We start from the raw sequence: 17,709 nt of genomic DNA, 5'->3' as shown, positions 1-17,709 counted from the left end.
GCGCGCCCGCCGGCGCCGTCCGTGAGCGAGGAACCGCGCATGCCACTGTCATCGACCGCCGTTGCGACGCGGATCCTGCACGTCACCCAGCCGGTCGACGGCGGGGTGGCCCGTGTGGTCCTGGACCTGACGCGGGCTCAGCTCGCCGAAGGACTGCACGTCACGGTCGCGTGTCCGGAGGGCGGAGGGCTCAGCAACGCGGTCCGGGCGCTCGGCGGCGACGTACTGCCGTGGCGGGCGACGCGTTCGCCGGGGCCGTCGCTGGCGCGGGAGGTGCGGCGGATCGGCCGGATCGTCCGGGAGACACGGCCGGACGTGGTGCACGCGCACAGCGCCAAGGCCGGGCTGGCCGCGCGGCTGGCCGTACGCGGCCGGGTGCCGACGGTGTTCCAGCCGCACGCCTGGTCGTTCGAGGCGGTCGGCGGGGTGACCGCGGCGCTCGCGCTGAAGTGGGAGCGGCGGGGGGCACGTTGGGCCTCACGGGTGGTGTGCGTCAGCGAGGCGGAGCGGGCGACCGGGGAGCGGGCCGGAGTGGCCGCCCCGTGGCGGGTGATCCCGAACGGCGTCGACCCGGCACGCTTCTGCCCCGCGTCGGCAGGGACCGTACGGGCGGGGATTCCGCTGCTCGCGGAGGTCGATCCGGCGGCGCCCCTGGTGGTCTGCGTGGGGCGGCTGTGCCGGCAGAAGGGGCAGGACGTCCTGCTGGAGGCGTGGAGTTCGGTGACCCGGCGGATGCCCGGCGCCCGGCTGGTGCTGGTGGGCGACGGGCCGGACGCCGAGGGGCTGCGGGCGCTCGCGCCGGACTCGGTGCTGTTCGCCGGGGCCGCCCCCGATGCCGTGCCCTGGTACCGGGCCGCCGATCTGGTGGTCCTGCCGTCCCGTTGGGAGGGCATGGCGCTGGCGCCGCTGGAGGCGATGGCGTGCGGACGGCCGGTCGTCGCCACGGATGTGGACGGCGCCCGGGAGAGTCTGCCGCCCGACGTCCAGGCCCGGTGCCTGGTGCGCCCCGGGGCCGCCGGACCGCTGGCCGACGCGCTCTGCGCCCTGCTGTCCGATCCCCCGCTGCGCGAATCGCTCGGCCGGCAGGGGCGGCGCCACGTACTGACCACGCACGACGTGCGGCACACGGCCGAAGCGGTCGCGGACGTGTACCGCGAACTGCTCGCCGCGCAGCCCGCCGGACACGCCGAGCGCGCGGAGCACGCCCCGAGCGGGGAACCCACCGAGTGCAGGGAGTCCATCCACTCGTGACTGCGGAAAGCACCGTTCCCTCCCCCGGCGGACAGCCACGGGAGCACGGATTCTCGCCCGTCTCGGTCATCCCTCCGCGCGAGGCCGCCGACGGCTTCAGATTCCCCGCCGGACGGCGGGCCTCCGTACGGCGGCCCTCGCGGCTGCCGCTGCCCCTGATCGATGCCGGCGCCGGGGTGCTGGCGTGTCTGGCGCTCGGCGAGACACAGGGACGGCCGCTTCTCGTCGGTCTGCTGCTGGCCGCCGTGCTCGGGCTGAACGCGCGCGCGTCGCTGTACCGGGCCGCCGCCGTGCCCGCCGTCCTGGCCGAACTGCCCGCCGTCTGCGCCCGTATCGCGGTGGCCTGGTGCACGCTGGCGGCCCTGGTGGCAGCGCACTCTCCGGGCCACCCGCTGTCCGCGCGGACCCTCGCGCTGGGCTGCGTCCTGCAGTCGGCGGCGAGCTGCCTGGGCCGCGGTGCCGTGCACTGGCGGCGGCGCCGAGCGCTGGTCCGCCGTCCGGTCGCGGCCCTGGTGATCGGTCCCGCCGGCACGGCCCAGCGGGTGGCCGCGGCCTTCCTGCGGCACCCGTGGTCCGGGGTACGGCCGGTCGGCATCGTGGACCGGCAGCCGGGCGGCGGCGAGGGCCTGCCGGTGCTGACCACGGGCGAGGAGGTGCAGCGGGCGCTCATCCAGAACGGCGTCCAGGCCGTCCTCGTCGTCGGACGCCGCGCCGACCACGCCCCGCTGCTGCGCGCGTTGGGCGAGTCGGGCTGCGTGCTGTGGGAGGTCGACGCGGACTCGCCGTCGTACGACATGCGCGGCGAGCGGCTCGCCGGGTTCTCCTGCCGGCGCCTCCAGGTGGCCAGGCCCCGGGGCAGCGCCGGCAAGCGGCTGCTCGACGTGCTGGTCTCCGGGACGCTGCTGTTGGCGGCCAGTCCGGTGCTGCTGGTCTGCGCGGTGGTGCTGCGGCTGACTGACGGGCCCGGAGTGGTCTTCCGGCAGGAGCGTATCGGGAAGGACGGGCGGCCCTTCACCCTGCTGAAGTTCCGTACGCACCGCCCGGTCGACGCGCACGAGGCGGCGACCCGGTGGAGCGTGGCGAACGAGCACGAGATGAGCCCGTTCTGCCGCTTCCTGCGCCGGACCTCGCTCGACGAGCTGCTCCAGCTCTGGAACGTCTTCTGGGGCGACATGAGCCTGGTCGGCCCGCGCCCCGAACGGCCGTACTTCGTCGGCAAGTTCAGTCAGGCGTACCCGGGTTACGCGGCCCGGCACCGGATGCGGACCGGCATCACCGGGCTCGCCCAGATCCACGGGCTGCGCGGTGACACCTCGATCGAGGACCGCTGCCGCTTCGACAACGCGTACATCGACAACTGGTCGTTGTGGCAGGACATCTGCATCCTGCTGCGGACGGCCGCGGCGCTCGTCCGTCCGACGGGGAGCTGAGCCTGTGGCCCTCAGGTGGACGCCCGTACTGCCCCTGGTGGCGGTGATCGCGACGCTCGCGATGCCGGTCGCGCCCGGCGGCGAGGGAGGCGCGACACCCGCGGACGCCGTCTCCGGACTGGTCGTGGTGTGGTGCGCGTTGCGTCTCGTACGGCTGCGGCGGCGCCCGTTGTCCGGTACGGCCGCCGTGGTGCTGGGCCTGCCCGTGGTCGGCTTCGCGGTCGCGGCCGTCGGGGCGGCCTCGCCGGGGGCCGCACTCACCGGTTTCGCCCGCTATCTGCAGATCTTCGTGCTGGTCCCGGCGGCGGTGGTGCTGCTGGTCCGGGACCGGCGCGACTTCCGGCTGCTCGCCTGGTCGTTCGTCGGTCTGGCGCTGTGGCAGGGGGCCATCGGCGTGCACCAGTACGCGACCGGGACCGGTGCCTCGTACATGGGCGAGGAGATCCGGGCCGTCGGCACGTTCGGGGCGGCGGACGTCATGGGGATGGCGACCGTGGTGGCGTTCGGGCTGGTGTGCGCGGTCGGGCTGGCGCTCGGCGCGGGTCCTGCGCGGCAGCGGGCCGCCGCGGTGGGGTGCTCACTGGTGCTCCTCGCGCCGCTCGCGCTGTCGTTCAGCCGGGGCGCGTGGATCGCCACGGCCGTGGCGGTGGTGGCGCAGCTGGCGCTGGCCGGGATGCGGCGCGCCGTGCGGGTGCTCGCGGTGGTGGCCGCCGCGTGCGTCGTCCTCATGGGCGGATTCGGCGTCGGTACGGCCATGCTCCAGGAGCGGATCAGCAGCATCACGCAGGTCACGGACGCGCCCGACCAGTCGGTGACCGACCGCTACACGATGTGGGCGGCCGCCGTAGACATGTGGCGGCAGCACCCGGTGGCCGGGGTCGGGCTGAAGGGCTTCCCCGAACACCGGGACGGACACGCGTCGTTGGCGCTGTCGTCGGGCAGCGACACCGAGGGCGCGGGCGCCGCCTTCCGCAAGCAACCGCTGCTGTCCCCGCACAACATGTATCTGCTCGTGCTGAGCGAACAGGGGCTGGTTGGGCTGCTGGCACTGGCGGGAAGCTGGCTGGCGCTGCTCCTGTGCGGGGTGCGGGGGCTCGTACGGGTACGGCGGTCCGACGCGGCGGCAACGGGACCGGAGCCCGAGTCGGCGCCTGGCGGGGCGGGCCGTGCCGATGTGCCGTTCGGCGGGCTCCGCGGACTTGAGCGGGCCGTCGGAATCCCGGGGCTCGTCCGCGGTCCCGACGCGGCGGGTGCCGGCCGCCCGGGGAGCGATCCCGACGCGGTCGCCGCCGGCCGCCCGGCAAGCGGCGTGGCGCGCGGGCTCGACTGTGCGCTCGTCGCGTGCGGGCTGATCGTCTGGCAGTTGGTGGACTTCGTGTACGGCGACATCGGCGGGCCCTCGACCGCGCTGACCGCCGTGTGCTTCGGTCTTGTGGCCTGGTGGGCGCTGGTCGATCCGGCGTCGGCGGCGCCGGTCGGAGCCGCGGACGGGCCGGGCGAGGAGGCCGCGCGTTCCGGTGCGGCCGTGGGCTGTTCGGGGGAGGCAGCGGCGCGATGACGGCGACACCTCCCCAGGCCGATGGCACGGCCGCGGTGCCTGGGACGCGGAGCGGGGCGGGGGCGGGGGCGGGGGCGGATTCGCCCGGGGCCGCCGGTCCGCCTCGGAGTGCGGGTTCGCCCGGGGCTGTCGATTCGCTCCGGAGTACGGGTACGCCCGGGGCTGCCGACTCGCTCCGGAGTACGGGTACGCCCAGTGCGGCCGATCCGCCCGGGAGTTCGGGTACGGCCGGGACCGCCGATCCGCCCCGGGGTCCGGGTGCGCAAGGGCCCCTCGATCCGCCTCGGAATTCGAGTGCGCCCGGCGCCGTGGTCGAGGAGCGGGCCGGGGCCTCGGCCCCCCGCGGATTTCTCGCCAAGGCCGCCCTCGTCACCGTGGGGCTGTCGATCGCCGGTGCCCTGCTGGGACTCGGCCGGGACCAGGCGCTCGCGCGGTTGTTCGGGGCCGGCAGCGACACCGACGCCTTCCTGGTCGCCTGGACGGTGCCGGAGTTCGCGGCGACGCTGCTGATCGAGGACGGGCTGGCCTTCGTCCTCGTACCGATGTTCAGCCGGGCCGTGGCGCGGCGGGCGCGGGGGGCCGCCGGTGATCCCGTCCGCGCGATGGTCACCACCACGCTGCCGCGGCTGTCGCTGGCGTTCGCGGCCGTGTCGGCGCTGATGATCGCCGGGGCGCCGTATCTGGTGGAGGCGCTGGCGCCGGGGCTGCCCGACCCGGGGCTCGCCGTGGACTGCACGCGGCTGACGGCGACATGCGTACTGAGCTTCGGGCTCGCCGGTTACTGCAGCGCGGCCCTGCGCGCACACCACCGGTTCGTCGCACCCGCGGCGATCTACGTCGCCTACAACACCGGCATCATCGCGGCGATGTTCGTCCTCGGCGGGCGCTGGGGCGTGCGGTCGGCGGCCGTCGGTGTCGCGGTGGGCGGCGCGCTGATGGTGGCGGCACAGCTGCCGGCACTGTGGCGGCAACTGCGGAGGGGGCCGGGGGTTGGGACCCCTGACGCCCGCCGGGCCGAACCGACCGCCACCCGGGAGGAATCCCGAGTCCAGCAGCCCCGCCTGCCGGACGCCCACCGAGCGGAGCTGACCGCCAGGCCGGACGCCCCCCGAGCCGAACAGGCCGTCACACCGGACGCCCGCCGGGCCGACCCGACCGCCACACGGGGCCCCCTCCGAGCGGAGTCGAGCGCCACACCGGACGCCCCCCAAGCCAAGCCGACGGCCACCCAGGTCACCCCCCAGGGACAGCTCCCGCCGCCCGAACCTCGCGTCCACGACCGGCCCGTGGCTGCCGGCACCGGCCCCGCCGCCCGTCCCATGGACCTCGCGCTCATCGCCACCGTTCTCCTCTTCGCGCTGTGCCGGCAGTCGCAGGTGCTCATCGAGCGGTTCCTCGCGTCGTCCCTGCCCGCCGGGGCCATCTCGCATCTGAACTACGCCCAGAAAGTGGCCCAGATGCCGATGGTGCTGTCGCTGATGCTGTGCACCGTCACCTTCCCGGTGGTGGCGCAGGCGATCGCGGAGGGCGACACCCAGCGGGCGCGGGCCCGGGTGGAGCGGGACCTGGCGCTGGTGTCCTGCACCGTGCTGCTCGGCGCCGCGGCGGTCATCGCATGCGCGCCGCAGATGATCCAACTGCTGTTCCAGCGCGGCGCGTTCACTGCACAGGACACCGCGGCCACCGCCGCCGTGATACGCGTCTACGCCCTCGGGCTGCTCGGTCACACCCTCGTCGGCGCGCTCGTCCGCTCGTACTTCTCGGCGGGGCGGCCCACCTGGTATCCGCTGGGCGCGATGGCCGCGGGGATCGTCACGACCTCCTGGATCGGCGCGTGGGCCGTGGGGCCCTGGGGCGTGTGCGGGATCGCCGCCGCCAACGCCCTCGGCATCACCCTCTCCGCCCTGTTCCTGCTGGCCGGCATGGGGCGGCACGGGGTGCCGATCCGCACCCGGGAAGTCGTCGCCGAGATCGGCAAACCGGTGCGCGCCGCGGCGGCGGCCGCGGCCGTGGGGACGTTCTGCGCGAGCCGCGTGGACTCCCCCGCGCTCGGTCTCGTCGTCGGCGGCACCACCGTCACCGTCGTCTTCGTCCTGCTGGCCTGGGCCCTGAAGGCCCAGGCCGTCGCACCCGCCCTCCGTTCCGCGACCCGAAGGCTTCCGCATGTCCGTTTCCGCTGACCGCACCAGCCAGGCCCAAAGACCCGTCACGCGCCATGCGAGACCGGCCACCGGACGCCGCGAGGCTCCCCCGTGGGTGGCGATGTACCACTCCGTGGGCGACTGTTCGGACGACCCGTACCGCATCACCGTCTCGCCCGAGCGCCTCGACGAGCAGCTGGGCCGGCTGCGCGGCTGGGGCCTGCGGGGCGTCGGCATGACCGAGCTGCTCGCCGCCCGCGCCCGGGGCGAGGGACAGGGCCTGGTCGGTCTCACCTTCGACGACGGGTACGCCGACTTCGTCACCGGCGCCCTCCCGGTCCTGCTCCGCCACGACTGCGGCGCCACCCTCTTCGTGCTGCCGGGCCGGCTGGCCGGCGAGAACGCGTGGGACCCGCTCGGTCCGCGCAAGCCCCTCCTCGACAAGCAGGGCATCCGCGTCGCCGCCGCCTCGGAGGGCATCGAGATCGGCTCGCACGGACTCACCCACGTCGATCTGACCCGGGCCGACGACGCGGTCCTGCACGCCGAGGTCAGTGAAAGCAGAGCACTGCTCTCCGAGTTGATCGGTGCTCACATCGACGGCTTCTGCTATCCGTACGGCACCCTCGACCAGCGGGCCGTCGACGCGGTACGGGCGGCCGGTTACCGCTACGCCTGCGCGATCGACCCCGGCGCCCTGACCGGCCCCTTCGCCCTCCCCCGCGTGCACATCGGCCAGAACGACACCGCCGTACGCCTGCTGCTCAAGCACCGGCTCCACCGGCTGCGCCGTCGCCCCGTCGAGGGGGTCTGATGAAGGCCCTGCACGTCATCACCGGCCTCGGTGTGGGCGGCGCCGAGCAGCAACTGCGCCTGATGCTGAGGCACTTGCCGGTCCACTGCGACGTGGTGACCCTCACCAACCCCGGCAGTGTCGCGGACGGCCTCGCCGAGGACGGCGTACAGGTCATCCACCTGGGCATGACCGGCAACCGTGATCTGTCCGCCCTCCCCCGTCTGGTGAAGATCATCCGTGCGGGCGGCTACGACCTCGTCCACACCCACCTCTACCGGGCCTGCGTGTACGGCAGGATCGCCGCGCGGCTGGCCGGCGTGAAGGCGGTCGTCGCCACCGAACACTCCCTCGGCGACTCGCAGATGGAGGGGCGCGCGCTCAGCGCGGGCGTCCGCGCGCTGTATCTCGCCAGCGAGCGGCTCGGCAGCGCCACGGTCGCCGTCTCCCCCACCGTCGCCGACCGGCTGCGGCGCTGGGGCGTCCCCGCGCCGCGCATCGAGGTCGTGCCGAACGGCATCGACCTGGACCGCTTCCGCTTCGACCCGGTCCTGCGCGAGCGCACCCGCCGGCGGCTCGGGCTGCCGGAGGGCGCGTACGTCGTCGGGGGTGTCGGCCGGCTGACCGCGGGCAAGCGGTTCGACGTCCTGATCCGCGCCCTCGCCGAACTCCCCTCCGACTACTGGCTGTTGCTGGTGGGCGGCGGCGCGGAGGAGAGCATCCTGCGGCGGGCCGCGCAGCAGGCGGGCGTCGCCGACCGCGTCCTGTTCACCGGTGAGCGTCCGACGGGCGGCTTCCCCGGGGCCGACCTGCCGTCGCTGACGGCGGCCATGGACGCGCTGGCCTCGCCCTGCGCGGAGGAGGCGTTCGGCCTCGCCGTCGTCGAGGCCCTGGCCGCCGGGCTGCCCGTGCTCTACGTCTCCTGCCCGGCGCTCGAGGACCTGCCCCCGGGCGCCGCGCTCGGCGCGCGACGGGTCCAGGGCGGCGCGGAGTCGTTCGCCCGGGCGCTGGCGCGCGTCCGCGCCGAGGGCCCCCGGCCGCGCACCGCCCCCGAAGCCGCCCTCCACTACTGCATCACCCGCAGCGCCGCCCAGCTCATGGACGTGTACGCGGCCGCCGTCTCCTGCACCCCTCTGGGAGTGAGTTCCTCATGACCGACAACCACACCGGACCCCACCGCCCGACCGGCCGGGCGGCCGGGGCCCTGTCCCGCGTACGGACCCTGCCACCGTGGTCCCTGCTCGCGGCCGGCGCCCTGCTCGGCGGTCTGGCCGGCGGCGCGTACGGCGTGCTGACGCCTCCGACGTACACCGCCACCAGTTACGTCATCGCCGTACCGACCGCGAAGTCGGACCCGGCGTCGGCGCTCGGCTTCGCGCAGGCGTACGGCCGGGTGGCCACGCAGCTCGCGGTGCTCGGGGACGCGCAGGTCTGGGCCGGCGTGCCCATGACGACGCTCCAGCAGAGCGTGCAGAGCGCGACCTCGCCGGACGCCCCGATGGTCGCCGTCTCGGCCACCTCCTCGCGCCCCGATCTGGCCGCCGACATGGCCAACGCCGTCTCGCGCTCGCTGACCCGGCACGCGAACGACACCAAGAGCAGCACGCACGTCGAACTCCTGCAGTTCTCGCGCGCCGTGAAGCCGGCCGCGGCGTCGTCGGCGTCCACGTCGGTGACCGGGCTGGTGGGCGTCGCTGCGGGCGGACTGCTCGGCGGGCTCGCCCTGCTCGTACGGCCCCGGCGGGCGACGGACGACGGCACCCGCGCCGCGTCCGTGCCGAGCCCGGCCGTCGCCGCCGACGCCCACGGCCAGCTGTGAAGGCCGAGCAGGCCACGGGGGTGAACCCCGGGCCCGGCAGCACCTCGGCCGCGGAAACCGCGGCCGGGCCGACGGCGGGTACCGGCCCCGAACTCGCCCCCGGAGCACGCCCGATCCCCGCACCGGGCCCGACCTCCGACGGGACCTCCGACGCGGCCTCCGCCACTCCCCCCGGACGCGTCACCGAACCGATGCCCGAACCGGTCATCGAACTCGTCACCGAACTCGTCACCGACGAGCGCGAGTTCGCGGACCTGGCGCCCGCCTGGGGCCGGCTGTACCGCCGGTGCTCCGCCGCCACCCCGTTCCAGAGCCACGCCTGGCTGCACTCCTGGTGGCTCTCGTACGGCACCCGCGGCAGGCTGGCCCTCGTCGTGGTCAGGGACGGCGACGAACTGCGGGCCGCCGCGCCTCTGATGCGCGTACGCCGTCCGCTGCCCGCGCTGGTGCCGCTGGGCGGGGCGATCTCCGACTACGGGGACGTGCTGCTGGACGACGAGTGCGCCGAGCAGGCGGCGTCCGCGCTGGCCGGGGCGTTGACGCGAGCGGCGCGCGGCGCCCTGATCGACTTCCGGGAGGTGCGGCCCGGCGCCGCGGTCGAACGGATCCACGCGCAGTGGAGCGGGCCGCGGCGGCGCGTGCGGGACTCGGTCTGTCTGGAGCTGCCCGCCCGGCCGATGGACGAACTGCTGGAGCGGCTGCCTCCGCCACGCGCGCAGCGGGCGCGCGCCAAGCTGCGCAAGCTCACTGCCCTCGGCATCGAGCACCGCGTGGTCCCGCACGAGGAGGTGGACACGGCGCTGCGCAGACTGCTGGAGCTGCACCAACTGCAGTGGCAGGGCCGCAAGGTGACCACCGAGCATGTCCGGCCGCGGTTCGCCGAGCACCTGGTGCGGTCGGTGAGCCGGATGGTCCGTTCCGGCGACGCCATGGTGACCGAGTTCCGTATCGGGGGCACGGTGATGGCGGTCGATCTGACGCTGATGTCACGGCAGTTGACGGGCGGCTATCTGTACGGCGCGGACCCCCGGCTGCGGGAGCTGAAGGCGGATGTCGCCACGATGCTGCTGAAGGCCTGCGCCGATGAGGCGGTCAGTGGGGAACGGCAGGTGCTGAGCCTGCTGCGCGGCGACGAGCCGTACAAGTCCCGCTGGCGGCCCGAGGAGGTCGTCAACCAGCGGCTGCTGCTCGCCCGGCGGCGGACCGCCCCGCTGATGGCGGCGGTCGCCCTCGGTGTCGCCGCCCGCGGCCGGGTGAAGGCCCTGGTGCTGCGGTGGCGGGAGAGGGAGCGCGGTGGCGGGGCCTGAACGACCCGCCGCCACCGCGGTTCACCCTTCGGGGGTCACCGGTTGCGTGACCACCAGTCGAACCGGAGGCAGAGCCTCCCGCCGAGCCAGTACTCGACCCAGTCGCCCAGCTGCACCGGCGAGCAGTCGGGCGCGGGCACGGTCGTCGGGGGCTTTGCCGGGGGCTTTGTCGGCGGGACGCTCGGCTTGGGCGTGGCCGGCGGCGTGGACGGTGCCGGAGCCGGGTCGGTGCGGCCGGACAGCACGGACCGGTAGATCTGCGCCGCCGTGGGGTTGTCGTCGCACTGCCACACGCCGTGCGGACAGTAGTCCGTCAGCGTGTTGTAGAGCGGCTTGTGCTCGTCCATCCACGCGAGCATGCGGCGCATGTACGTTCCATTGTCGCCGTTGCGGAAGAGCCCCCATTCGGGATAGGAAATGGCCTTGCCATGGACTTTCGCGAAGTCCACTTGCGCCTGAAGGCCGTACGGCTCTTTCACCTGTTCGTCGAACGCCAGTCCCCGCGGCTGGTCGTACGAATCCATGCCGATGATGTCGACCGTGTCGTCCCCCGGATAGCACTGCGTCCAGGGAATGGCGTCCCGGCCCCGGTTCGGCGTGAAGTCGAACCGGAATTTCTGGCCCGGCACCGCCCGCATGGTGGTGACGATTCTGTTCCAGTACTTCTTCCAGGCCTCCGGGTCGGGACCGCAGCGATGGGTGTAGGTAATGCCGTTCATCTCCCAGCCGAGCACGATGACGGTGTCCGGCACCTTCAGGTCGACGAGCCGCTGGGCGAGAGCGCGGAAGTGTCTGTCGTACGCGCCGGCCGCGCCCTCGTGCAGCAGCGAGCGGACCTCGGAGTCGGAGACACCCTCCTCGTTGCGCTCCATCATGGGGACGTTGAGGACCAGCAACCGGTCGTCCTTCTCGCGGCGCCAGTCCGCCCACACGTCGAGGAAGCCGGGCGGGCCCTCGATGTTGCTCCAGCGGTCGCCCGGCAGATACGTGTGCCCCACGCGGAGTTCGGCGCCGCCCAGCCAGCGGCTGAGCTCGGCGATCCGGGCGACACCCCGGGGTCCGTAGTCGAGGTACGCGCCGAACGCGGGCGCCACCGGGGGCTTCGGCTCCGGGGAGGGCGGGGTCGTCACAGCCGGCGGGGTGACAGGTGCGGGGAGGGTCACGGGGTCGGTGGGCGGCGTCGGCGGCACCGGAGTGGGCGCCACCGCGGCAGGCACCGGGGCCGGCGGGTCACCGACCCCCACGGCCCCCTGCCCCAGGGCGTAGCCGGGTCCTGATGCCAGCGCGAGCGACGCGACGATCGCGGCCGCGACGAACCCCGACCGGCGGGGCCTTTGCTGCTGTGCGGCCATACCTGCTCCTCTCTCCGCTCTTTCCGCAGTTTCTCCGTCGAGCTCTTCCGTCATGCTTCTTCCGTCTACTGACACTCAGTCATATAAATGTCCATTCCGCCAACCGAGGATCGGGCCTTCGAGTGCCCCGATCGCCCGCACGGGTGAACCGACCTGAAGGAAATGTCCGTGTCGCTTCTCGACACCCGCGTCCCCGCCGTTCTCCTGCGAATCGACCGGAACCCCTTTCACCACGGAACATTGGGCGCCGTACGCTCACTCGGCCGGGCTGGGGTGGAAGTGCACGTGGTCGCCGATTCCACCGGAAGTCCCGTACAAAGATCGCGTTTTGTGAGCCGGCTGCATCCGCCGCCACCGCCCGGCGCCTCGCCGGGAGAAATCGCCACCGCGCTGCACCGGGTGGCCGGGCGGGTGTCGCGCCCCGCCGTCCTGATTCCCATGGACGACGCGAGTGCCGTCGCGGTGGGCCATCTGCGCGAGCGGCTCACCCCCGGCTATCTGCTGCCGCAGCAGCCGGGCCCCCTCGCCGAGCGCGTGGCCGACAAGGCGGAGCTGGCGGCCGTCTGCGAACGGCTCGGCGTTCCGCACCCGATGACGCTGATCCCGGACAGCCCGGCCCAGGCGGCCGCGGCGGCCTGGCGGCTGGGGCTGCCGGTGGTGGCCAAGTGGAGCCGCCCCTGGCTGATGCCCGCCGGAACGGGCCTGCGCAGCACGGTCGTGCTGGGATCCGCGCAGGAGGCCCAGGCGTTGTACCTGCGTTCGGCGGAGGCGGGCAGCCGGCTGCTGCTCCAGGCGTTTCTGCCGCCCGGGCGCGACCGCGACTGGTTCTTCCACGGGTACGCCGACCGGTCCGGGGCCGTGCGCGCCGGCGGTCCGGGCCGCAAGCAGCGCGCCTGGCCGCGGGGCGCCGGCCTCACCACGGTCGGGCGCTGGACCCCGAACCCGCAGGTCCAGGCGCTCGCCGAACGGCTCACCGGGGAGCTGGGCTACCGCGGCATCTTCGACCTCGACTTCCGGCGGGACGGCGCGACGGGCCGCTACCACCTGCTCGACTTCAACCCGCGCCCCGGCGCCCAGTTCCGGCTCTTCACGGACGCCTCGGGCCTGGACGTCGTACGCGCCCTGCACCTGGACCTGACACACCGTCCGCTGCCGGACCCCGCACCCCGGCCGGGGCGGTCGTTCGTCGTGGAGAACTACGCCCCGCTCACCGCGCTGCGCACCCGCCCCGGCGGGCGTGAGCTGGCCTGGCACGCGCGCGACGACCTCGCGCCCGGGCTCGCGCTCTGGGCCCTGTGGAGCCGTCATGCGGCCGCACGCCTGCTGGACCGCGCGCGGGGCGCGGTACGTCCCCCGGCGGTTGCGCAGTTCCCTTTGGGCGCCGCTGTCCCAAGTCCCCCGACCGACAGCGCGAGCCCCCTGACCGATGACGAGAAAGCGAGCAGTTGCTGATGTACGACCTGCTGGTGGTGGGAGCCGGTCCCTACGGCCTGTCCATCGCCTCCCATGCCGCGGCCGCCGGACTGAGCCTGCGTGTCCTCGGCCGGCCCATGGCCTCCTGGCGGGACCACATGCCCCGCGGCATGTTCCTCAAGTCGGAACCGTGGGCGTCGAACCTCTCGGATCCGGAGCGCCGACTGCGGCTGGAGGTCTACTGCGCCGGGCAGGGCGTCGAGGCCCGGCACGGGGAGCCGATCCCGGTGGAGATGTTCGCCTCGTACGGCCTGTGGTTCGCGCGCCACGCGGTGCCCGGCGTCGACGAGCGCACGGTGACGCGGATCGCCGCCGTCCCCGGGGGCTTCGAGGCGGTCACCGAGGACGGCGAGGTGCTGCTCGCGCGGACGGTGGCCCTGGCCGTCGGCGTGCTGCCCTTCGTCGAAGTCCCCGCGGCGCTGCGCGAACTGGACCCGGCATACGTCTCGCACAGCAGCCACCACAGCGACCTCACCCGCTTCCACGGCAAGGACGTCACGGTGATCGGCGGCGGCCAGGCGGCTCTGGAGACGGCGGCCCTGCTCGCCGAACAGGGCACCCGCGTCCGGGTCCTGGCCCGTGCGGACCGGCTGAACTGGAACGATGTGCCGCCGCCCTGGGAGCGCCCCTGGTGGCGCTCCGCCCGCTCCCCGCACAGCGGCCTGGGCCCCGGCTGGCGCAACTGGTTCTACGCCGAGCGCCCCGGCCTCTTCCGCCGGCTTCCGGAGACCACCCGCGCCCGCGTCGCGGCGACGGCTCTGGGTCCGGCGGGCGCCTGGTGGGTGCGCGACCGGTTCGAACCGGCCGTCGAGGTGCTGCTGGGCCACGAGGTGGCGGCCGCGTACGACGTCCCGGGCGGCGTACGGCTGGAGACGGTGAGCCGCAGCGGCGACCTGACCTCCCTGGACACCGAACACGTCATCGCGGCCACGGGGTTCCGGGCGTCCTGCGAGCGGCTGGGCCTGCTGGCGGACGAGGTGCGCGGGAGTCTGGCCGCGGTGGCCGACGGATCGCCGCAGGTGGGACGGGACTTCGAGTCCTCGGTGCCCGGCCTGTTCATGGCGGGACTGGTGACGGCGGCGGGCTTCGGCCCCTCGATGCGCTTCGTGCACGGCGCCTCGTTCACGGCGGGCACGCTGGTACGAGGGGTACGGCGACGGCTGCACACGGGGGACCGCGGCGGGCGGATTCCGGCGCCCGTACTCCGGTCGTCCGAGGGGGCGTTGGACGCGGCCGGACGCTGACGGGGCTCGGGTGCCGGGCGCGAGGCGTCCGGCACCCGGAGCACTACCGGCGGGTCGCGGCCCGGCCTCGGCGGTACAGAACCGTTCCGCTGATCAGCAGTCCGGCACTGGCGGCCGCGGCCGCCAGCACATCGTCGCCGCCCGTGTGGGCCAGGCTGGGCCCGGCCTCGGTCGGCATGCCGGGCGGGGTCATCGCGCGGGTGGTGGGCGGAACGCTCGGGGGCGTCACGGTCCGCGTGATCGGAGGAGTGCCGGGCACAGTGCGCGGCGGTGTGCCGGGCGGGGAGTGCGGGGTCGTGCCGTGCGGCGGGTGGTGGGGAGGGGTGTGGGGGTGGTGGTGCGGCGGGCCGTGCGGAGGCTGGTGGTGCGGCGGGGTCTCCTCGCCGTAACCCTGGTGCCCGGGGTGCCCGCTCCCGCACTCGTTGCCGAAGGCGGGGTTGCCCACGCCGACCACGTCCACCGTGTCGCCGCAGAGGTTCACCGGTACGTCGACCGGCGCCTGGGCGTCGTTGCCGGTACCGACACCGGGCGAACCGTGCGTCCCGCCGTGCGTCGAGGAGCCGGAGTGCCCGGACGAGCCGCCGTAGCCGCCGTAACCCGAATCGCCGTAACCCGAGCCGCCGTAACCCGACCCGCCGTGGTGGCCGGAGCCGTGGTGGGAGGAGTGGTGCGGAGCACCGTGCGATCCGTGGGAACCGTGGGAACTCGATCCGTTGGCGCAGGAGTTGCCGAAGGACGGGTTGAGCGCGCCGACCACGGCGACGGAGTTGCCGCACGCGTTCACCGGCACTCCCACCGGCACCTGCACGTTGTTGCCCGAGCCGACACCGGGCGAGTCAGCCGCGCCTCCGTTCGCCTGGGAGTCGGCGAACGCGGGGGTGCCGTACATGGACAGAATGCCCGTCGCGGCCGCGGCCACGACCATTCCCCTGCTCAGGGTCTGTCGCAATCTCGTAGTCTTCCTGCTTGAAGAAGTGGGAAAGCCGGCCTCGGAGCCGAATAGGTCAGTCCAAGGCCGGCATGACTCAGCCGTACGGCTGGTGCGGTACGACGTCAGTCGTTGACGCAGACGTTGCCGAACGTCGGGTTCAGCAGGGCGATCACGTCGACCGAGTTGCCGCACACGTTGACGGGCACGTGGATCGGGACCTGGACGACGTTGCCCGAGAGGACACCCGGAGAGCCCACGGCGGCGCCCTCGGCACCGGAGTCGGCGAACGCGGGAGCGGCCATACCGAGGGCCATGATCGCGCCGGCGACGACAGCAGCGCTCTTCTTGTGCTTCACGTGCTTTCCCTTCTCAGCGGTCATGCCCCTGTGTCGGCCAAAACCGAGCGAGCACCGCTATGTACGGCTCGCAGCACGACCTGCAGGCTGTAAACGAGGAGCGGACGTCCGAAGAAACTGCGGAACGTGAGGCGTTTGACAATTCACTCGAACGCTTCGCGCCGAATTGACGTCACGACCCTCAATGAGCAGTAAGGCCCGGGCCGGCCGCCGAAATCGGCGGCCCGCCCGGGCCCGACCCGGCTCCGTACTCAGCTGGAGCCGGGGACAATCCCGTCGGTGCGACAGCTCAGCTCCGGCTGGCGCCGTTGCCGGACAGGACCGGGATGTTGTCCAGGATGTGCGAGATCGGCTCGTCGCCCTTGGCCTGGGTGGAGTTCTCGGCGCACTGCTGGTCCTGCGGCGCCGACAGGATCGGGATGTCCTGGACGGCGATCGGCACGAGGCCGACCAGCGCACCGACGTTGGCCTTGAGCGGCAGGCCGACACAGAGCTTGTTCAGCGAGCCCTGGACCAGCGAGGACTGCGAGCTCATGGAGCCGTCCGACACGGCGTTGCCGTACGACTGCTCGGCGCCGTTGCCGTTGGCGGTGGTGACGCCGTTGTCGTTGCCGATGGCAAGCGCCTGAGGGGCGGCGGCGGCCGAGACACCGACGACGGAAGCCGCGACCGCCGCAGCGGCCATTGCCTTCTTGAACATTTTTTCTCCGGTTCTTTCCTGGCTGGAGACTCACGCTCTGCGCCCCTTCAACCGGGCAAGGCGGGATTGGTTTCGCGACGTCACCCGGTCGGACCGTTCAGTTCATCTGAATTCCCGCAGAATTCCGCGTGCGCGTATGTCGTGCAATCGGTTCCTCATTTGGGCCATTGGGGTGAATCAGAGCAACCATGCGGCCCAGGTCGAGTTGTCCAGGTCGCTCCGGTGGACGGGGTTACTCCAGAAGGGACCATGCAAGTGATCAAGAAGGTTATGGCTGCTGCGGCTGTCGCCGCTTCCGTCGTCGGAGCCTCGGCTGCCGCCGCGCCCCAGGCGCTGGCGATCGGTAACGACAACGGCGTCACCACCGCCAATGGCAACGGTGCCGAGCAGATCTACGGCAACCAGGCGACGTACGGGAACATGAGCCCGCAGATGGCCCTCATCCAGGGCTCGCTGAACAAGCCCTGCATCGGTCTGCCCGCCAAGGCCAACGTCGGTTCGCTGGTCGGCCTCGTCCCGATCGCCGTCCAGGACATCCCGATCCTCTCGGCCCCGCAGAACCAGCAGTGCACGGAGAACTCCACCCAGGCCAAGGGCGACGAGCCGCTCTCGCACATCCTGGACAACATCCCGGTCCTGTCCGGCAACGGCGCCGACCGCAGCTGATCTCCTCAGCCTCGCGGACAGCGGGCCGCCGGTCTGCCGGTGGCCCGCTGCCGCTGTCGCGTCAACGACGACGCGTCATCTCTCCGGTCCCGGAGAAACCCTGTGGGCCAATCGGGGCATACCCCGCATCCACACCCTCCATCGCATTGTTGATCAACGTGCGGCTCCGCAACGGAGTCCGCTCTCCGAAGGGAACCAACATGAAGAAGCTGTGGGCGACCGCGGCCATTGCCGCTTCTATCGCCGGTATTTCGGCTGCCGCCGCGCCCCAGGCGCTGGCGATCGGCAACGACGAAGGCGTCACCACCGCCAACGGCAATGGCTCCGAGCAGAAGTACGGCAACCAGGCGACCAAGGGCGACATGAGCCCCCAGCTCTCGCTGGTCCAGGGCACCCTGAACAAGCCGTGTGTCGGCCTGCCGGTCAAGGCCAACGTCGGTTCGCTCGTCGGCCTCGTGCCGATCGCCGTCCAGGACATCCCGATCCTGTCGGCCCCGCAGAACCAGCAGTGCACCGAGAACTCCACCCAGGCCAAGGGCGACGAGCCGCTGTCGCACATCCTGGACAACATCCCGGTCCTGTCGGGCAACGGCGCCGACCGCAGCTGATCTCCTCAGCGCCAAGGACAGCGGGTCGCTCTTCGGAGCGGCCCGCTGTTCCCATGTCCGCCGACGGGCGGTCCCGTGCC

16 protein-coding genes are annotated in these 17,709 nt (G+C 73.3%); 12 read left to right on the top strand and 4 right to left on the bottom strand.

What is annotated here, in order from left to right; translation table 11 throughout:
* Window positions 1-39 precede the first annotated feature (39 nt).
* From ACFWM2_RS24905 to ACFWM2_RS24870, 8 genes are all read left to right on the top strand, one after another.
* Window positions 40-1,251: a glycosyltransferase family 4 protein gene (locus ACFWM2_RS24905; protein ID WP_383283895.1), complete on the top strand. Its 1,212-nt coding sequence runs from the start codon at window positions 40-42 to the stop codon at window positions 1,249-1,251.
* On the top strand, window positions 1,248-2,681 hold the full coding sequence (locus tag ACFWM2_RS24900; RefSeq protein WP_383283892.1) for a sugar transferase: 1,434 nt from the start codon (window positions 1,248-1,250) through the stop codon (window positions 2,679-2,681). Before ACFWM2_RS24905 ends, ACFWM2_RS24900 begins: the two co-directional genes overlap by 4 nt.
* Before the next feature lie 61 nt (window positions 2,682-2,742).
* Window positions 2,743-4,239, top strand: a complete 1,497-nt coding sequence (locus tag ACFWM2_RS24895; RefSeq protein ID WP_383284586.1) for an O-antigen ligase family protein — start codon at window positions 2,743-2,745, stop codon at window positions 4,237-4,239.
* 308 nt (window positions 4,240-4,547) lie between these two features.
* Window positions 4,548-6,419 (top strand): lipid II flippase MurJ, encoded by a 1,872-nt coding sequence (locus ACFWM2_RS24890; protein WP_383283889.1) that lies wholly within the window; start codon window positions 4,548-4,550, stop codon window positions 6,417-6,419.
* 82 nt (window positions 6,420-6,501) lie between these two features.
* Window positions 6,502-7,194, top strand: coding sequence for a polysaccharide deacetylase family protein (locus ACFWM2_RS24885; protein WP_383284583.1), 693 nt, complete (start codon window positions 6,502-6,504; stop codon window positions 7,192-7,194).
* A complete protein-coding gene (locus ACFWM2_RS24880) occupies window positions 7,194-8,327 on the top strand; it encodes a glycosyltransferase (protein WP_383283886.1) in 1,134 nt (377 codons plus the stop codon). Before ACFWM2_RS24885 ends, ACFWM2_RS24880 begins: the two co-directional genes overlap by 1 nt.
* A complete protein-coding gene (locus ACFWM2_RS24875) occupies window positions 8,324-8,992 on the top strand; it encodes a lipopolysaccharide biosynthesis protein (RefSeq protein WP_383283883.1) in 669 nt (222 codons plus the stop codon). Before ACFWM2_RS24880 ends, ACFWM2_RS24875 begins: the two co-directional genes overlap by 4 nt.
* 191 nt (window positions 8,993-9,183) lie before the next feature.
* Window positions 9,184-10,299 (top strand): GNAT family N-acetyltransferase, encoded by a 1,116-nt coding sequence (locus ACFWM2_RS24870; RefSeq protein ID WP_383284580.1) that lies wholly within the window; start codon window positions 9,184-9,186, stop codon window positions 10,297-10,299.
* Between the two features lie 35 nt (window positions 10,300-10,334).
* Here ACFWM2_RS24870 and ACFWM2_RS24865 read toward each other — a convergent pair whose 3' ends face one another.
* Window positions 10,335-11,651: a glycoside hydrolase family 26 protein gene (locus tag ACFWM2_RS24865; RefSeq protein WP_383283881.1), complete on the bottom strand. Its 1,317-nt coding sequence runs from the start codon at window positions 11,649-11,651 to the stop codon at window positions 10,335-10,337.
* 168 nt (window positions 11,652-11,819) lie between these two features.
* On the opposite strand from ACFWM2_RS24865, the gene ACFWM2_RS24860 reads away from it, so the two are divergent.
* The gene (locus tag ACFWM2_RS24860) at window positions 11,820-13,103 is read left to right on the top strand and encodes an ATP-grasp domain-containing protein (protein ID WP_383283878.1); all 1,284 of its coding nucleotides are present in this window, start codon (window positions 11,820-11,822) and stop codon (window positions 13,101-13,103) included.
* On the top strand, window positions 13,103-14,368 hold the full coding sequence (locus ACFWM2_RS24855; protein WP_383283875.1) for an FAD-dependent oxidoreductase: 1,266 nt from the start codon (window positions 13,103-13,105) through the stop codon (window positions 14,366-14,368). Before ACFWM2_RS24860 ends, ACFWM2_RS24855 begins: the two co-directional genes overlap by 1 nt.
* Window positions 14,369-14,411: 43 nt before the next feature.
* On the opposite strand, the gene ACFWM2_RS24850 is transcribed toward ACFWM2_RS24855, so the two are convergent.
* The 3 genes from ACFWM2_RS24850 to ACFWM2_RS24840 form a co-directional block, all read right to left on the bottom strand.
* The gene (locus ACFWM2_RS24850) at window positions 14,412-15,317 is read right to left on the bottom strand and encodes a chaplin (RefSeq protein ID WP_383283872.1); all 906 of its coding nucleotides are present in this window, start codon (window positions 15,315-15,317) and stop codon (window positions 14,412-14,414) included.
* Window positions 15,318-15,421: 104 nt separating this feature from the next.
* On the bottom strand, window positions 15,422-15,679 hold the full coding sequence (locus tag ACFWM2_RS24845; RefSeq protein ID WP_383283869.1) for a chaplin: 258 nt from the start codon (window positions 15,677-15,679) through the stop codon (window positions 15,422-15,424).
* Between the two features lie 265 nt (window positions 15,680-15,944).
* Complete coding sequence (locus ACFWM2_RS24840; protein ID WP_383283866.1) at window positions 15,945-16,355, bottom strand: rodlin; 411 nt, start codon at window positions 16,353-16,355, stop codon at window positions 15,945-15,947.
* Window positions 16,356-16,610: 255 nt separating this feature from the next.
* Between ACFWM2_RS24840 and ACFWM2_RS24835 the strand changes: the two genes are divergently transcribed.
* A complete protein-coding gene (locus ACFWM2_RS24835) occupies window positions 16,611-17,021 on the top strand; it encodes a rodlin (RefSeq protein ID WP_383283863.1) in 411 nt (136 codons plus the stop codon).
* A 200-nt stretch (window positions 17,022-17,221) separates the two neighbouring features.
* A complete protein-coding gene (locus ACFWM2_RS24830) occupies window positions 17,222-17,629 on the top strand; it encodes a rodlin (RefSeq protein WP_383283860.1) in 408 nt (135 codons plus the stop codon).
* Window positions 17,630-17,709 lie beyond the last annotated feature (80 nt).

The organism is Streptomyces sp. NPDC058371 (genome assembly GCF_042723265.1).
In the GTDB taxonomy this organism is placed as follows: Bacteria; Actinomycetota; Actinomycetes; order Streptomycetales; family Streptomycetaceae; genus Streptomyces.
The sequence above is the reverse complement of the archived record's forward strand: the minus strand, read 5'-3'. Positions and strand labels throughout refer to the sequence as shown.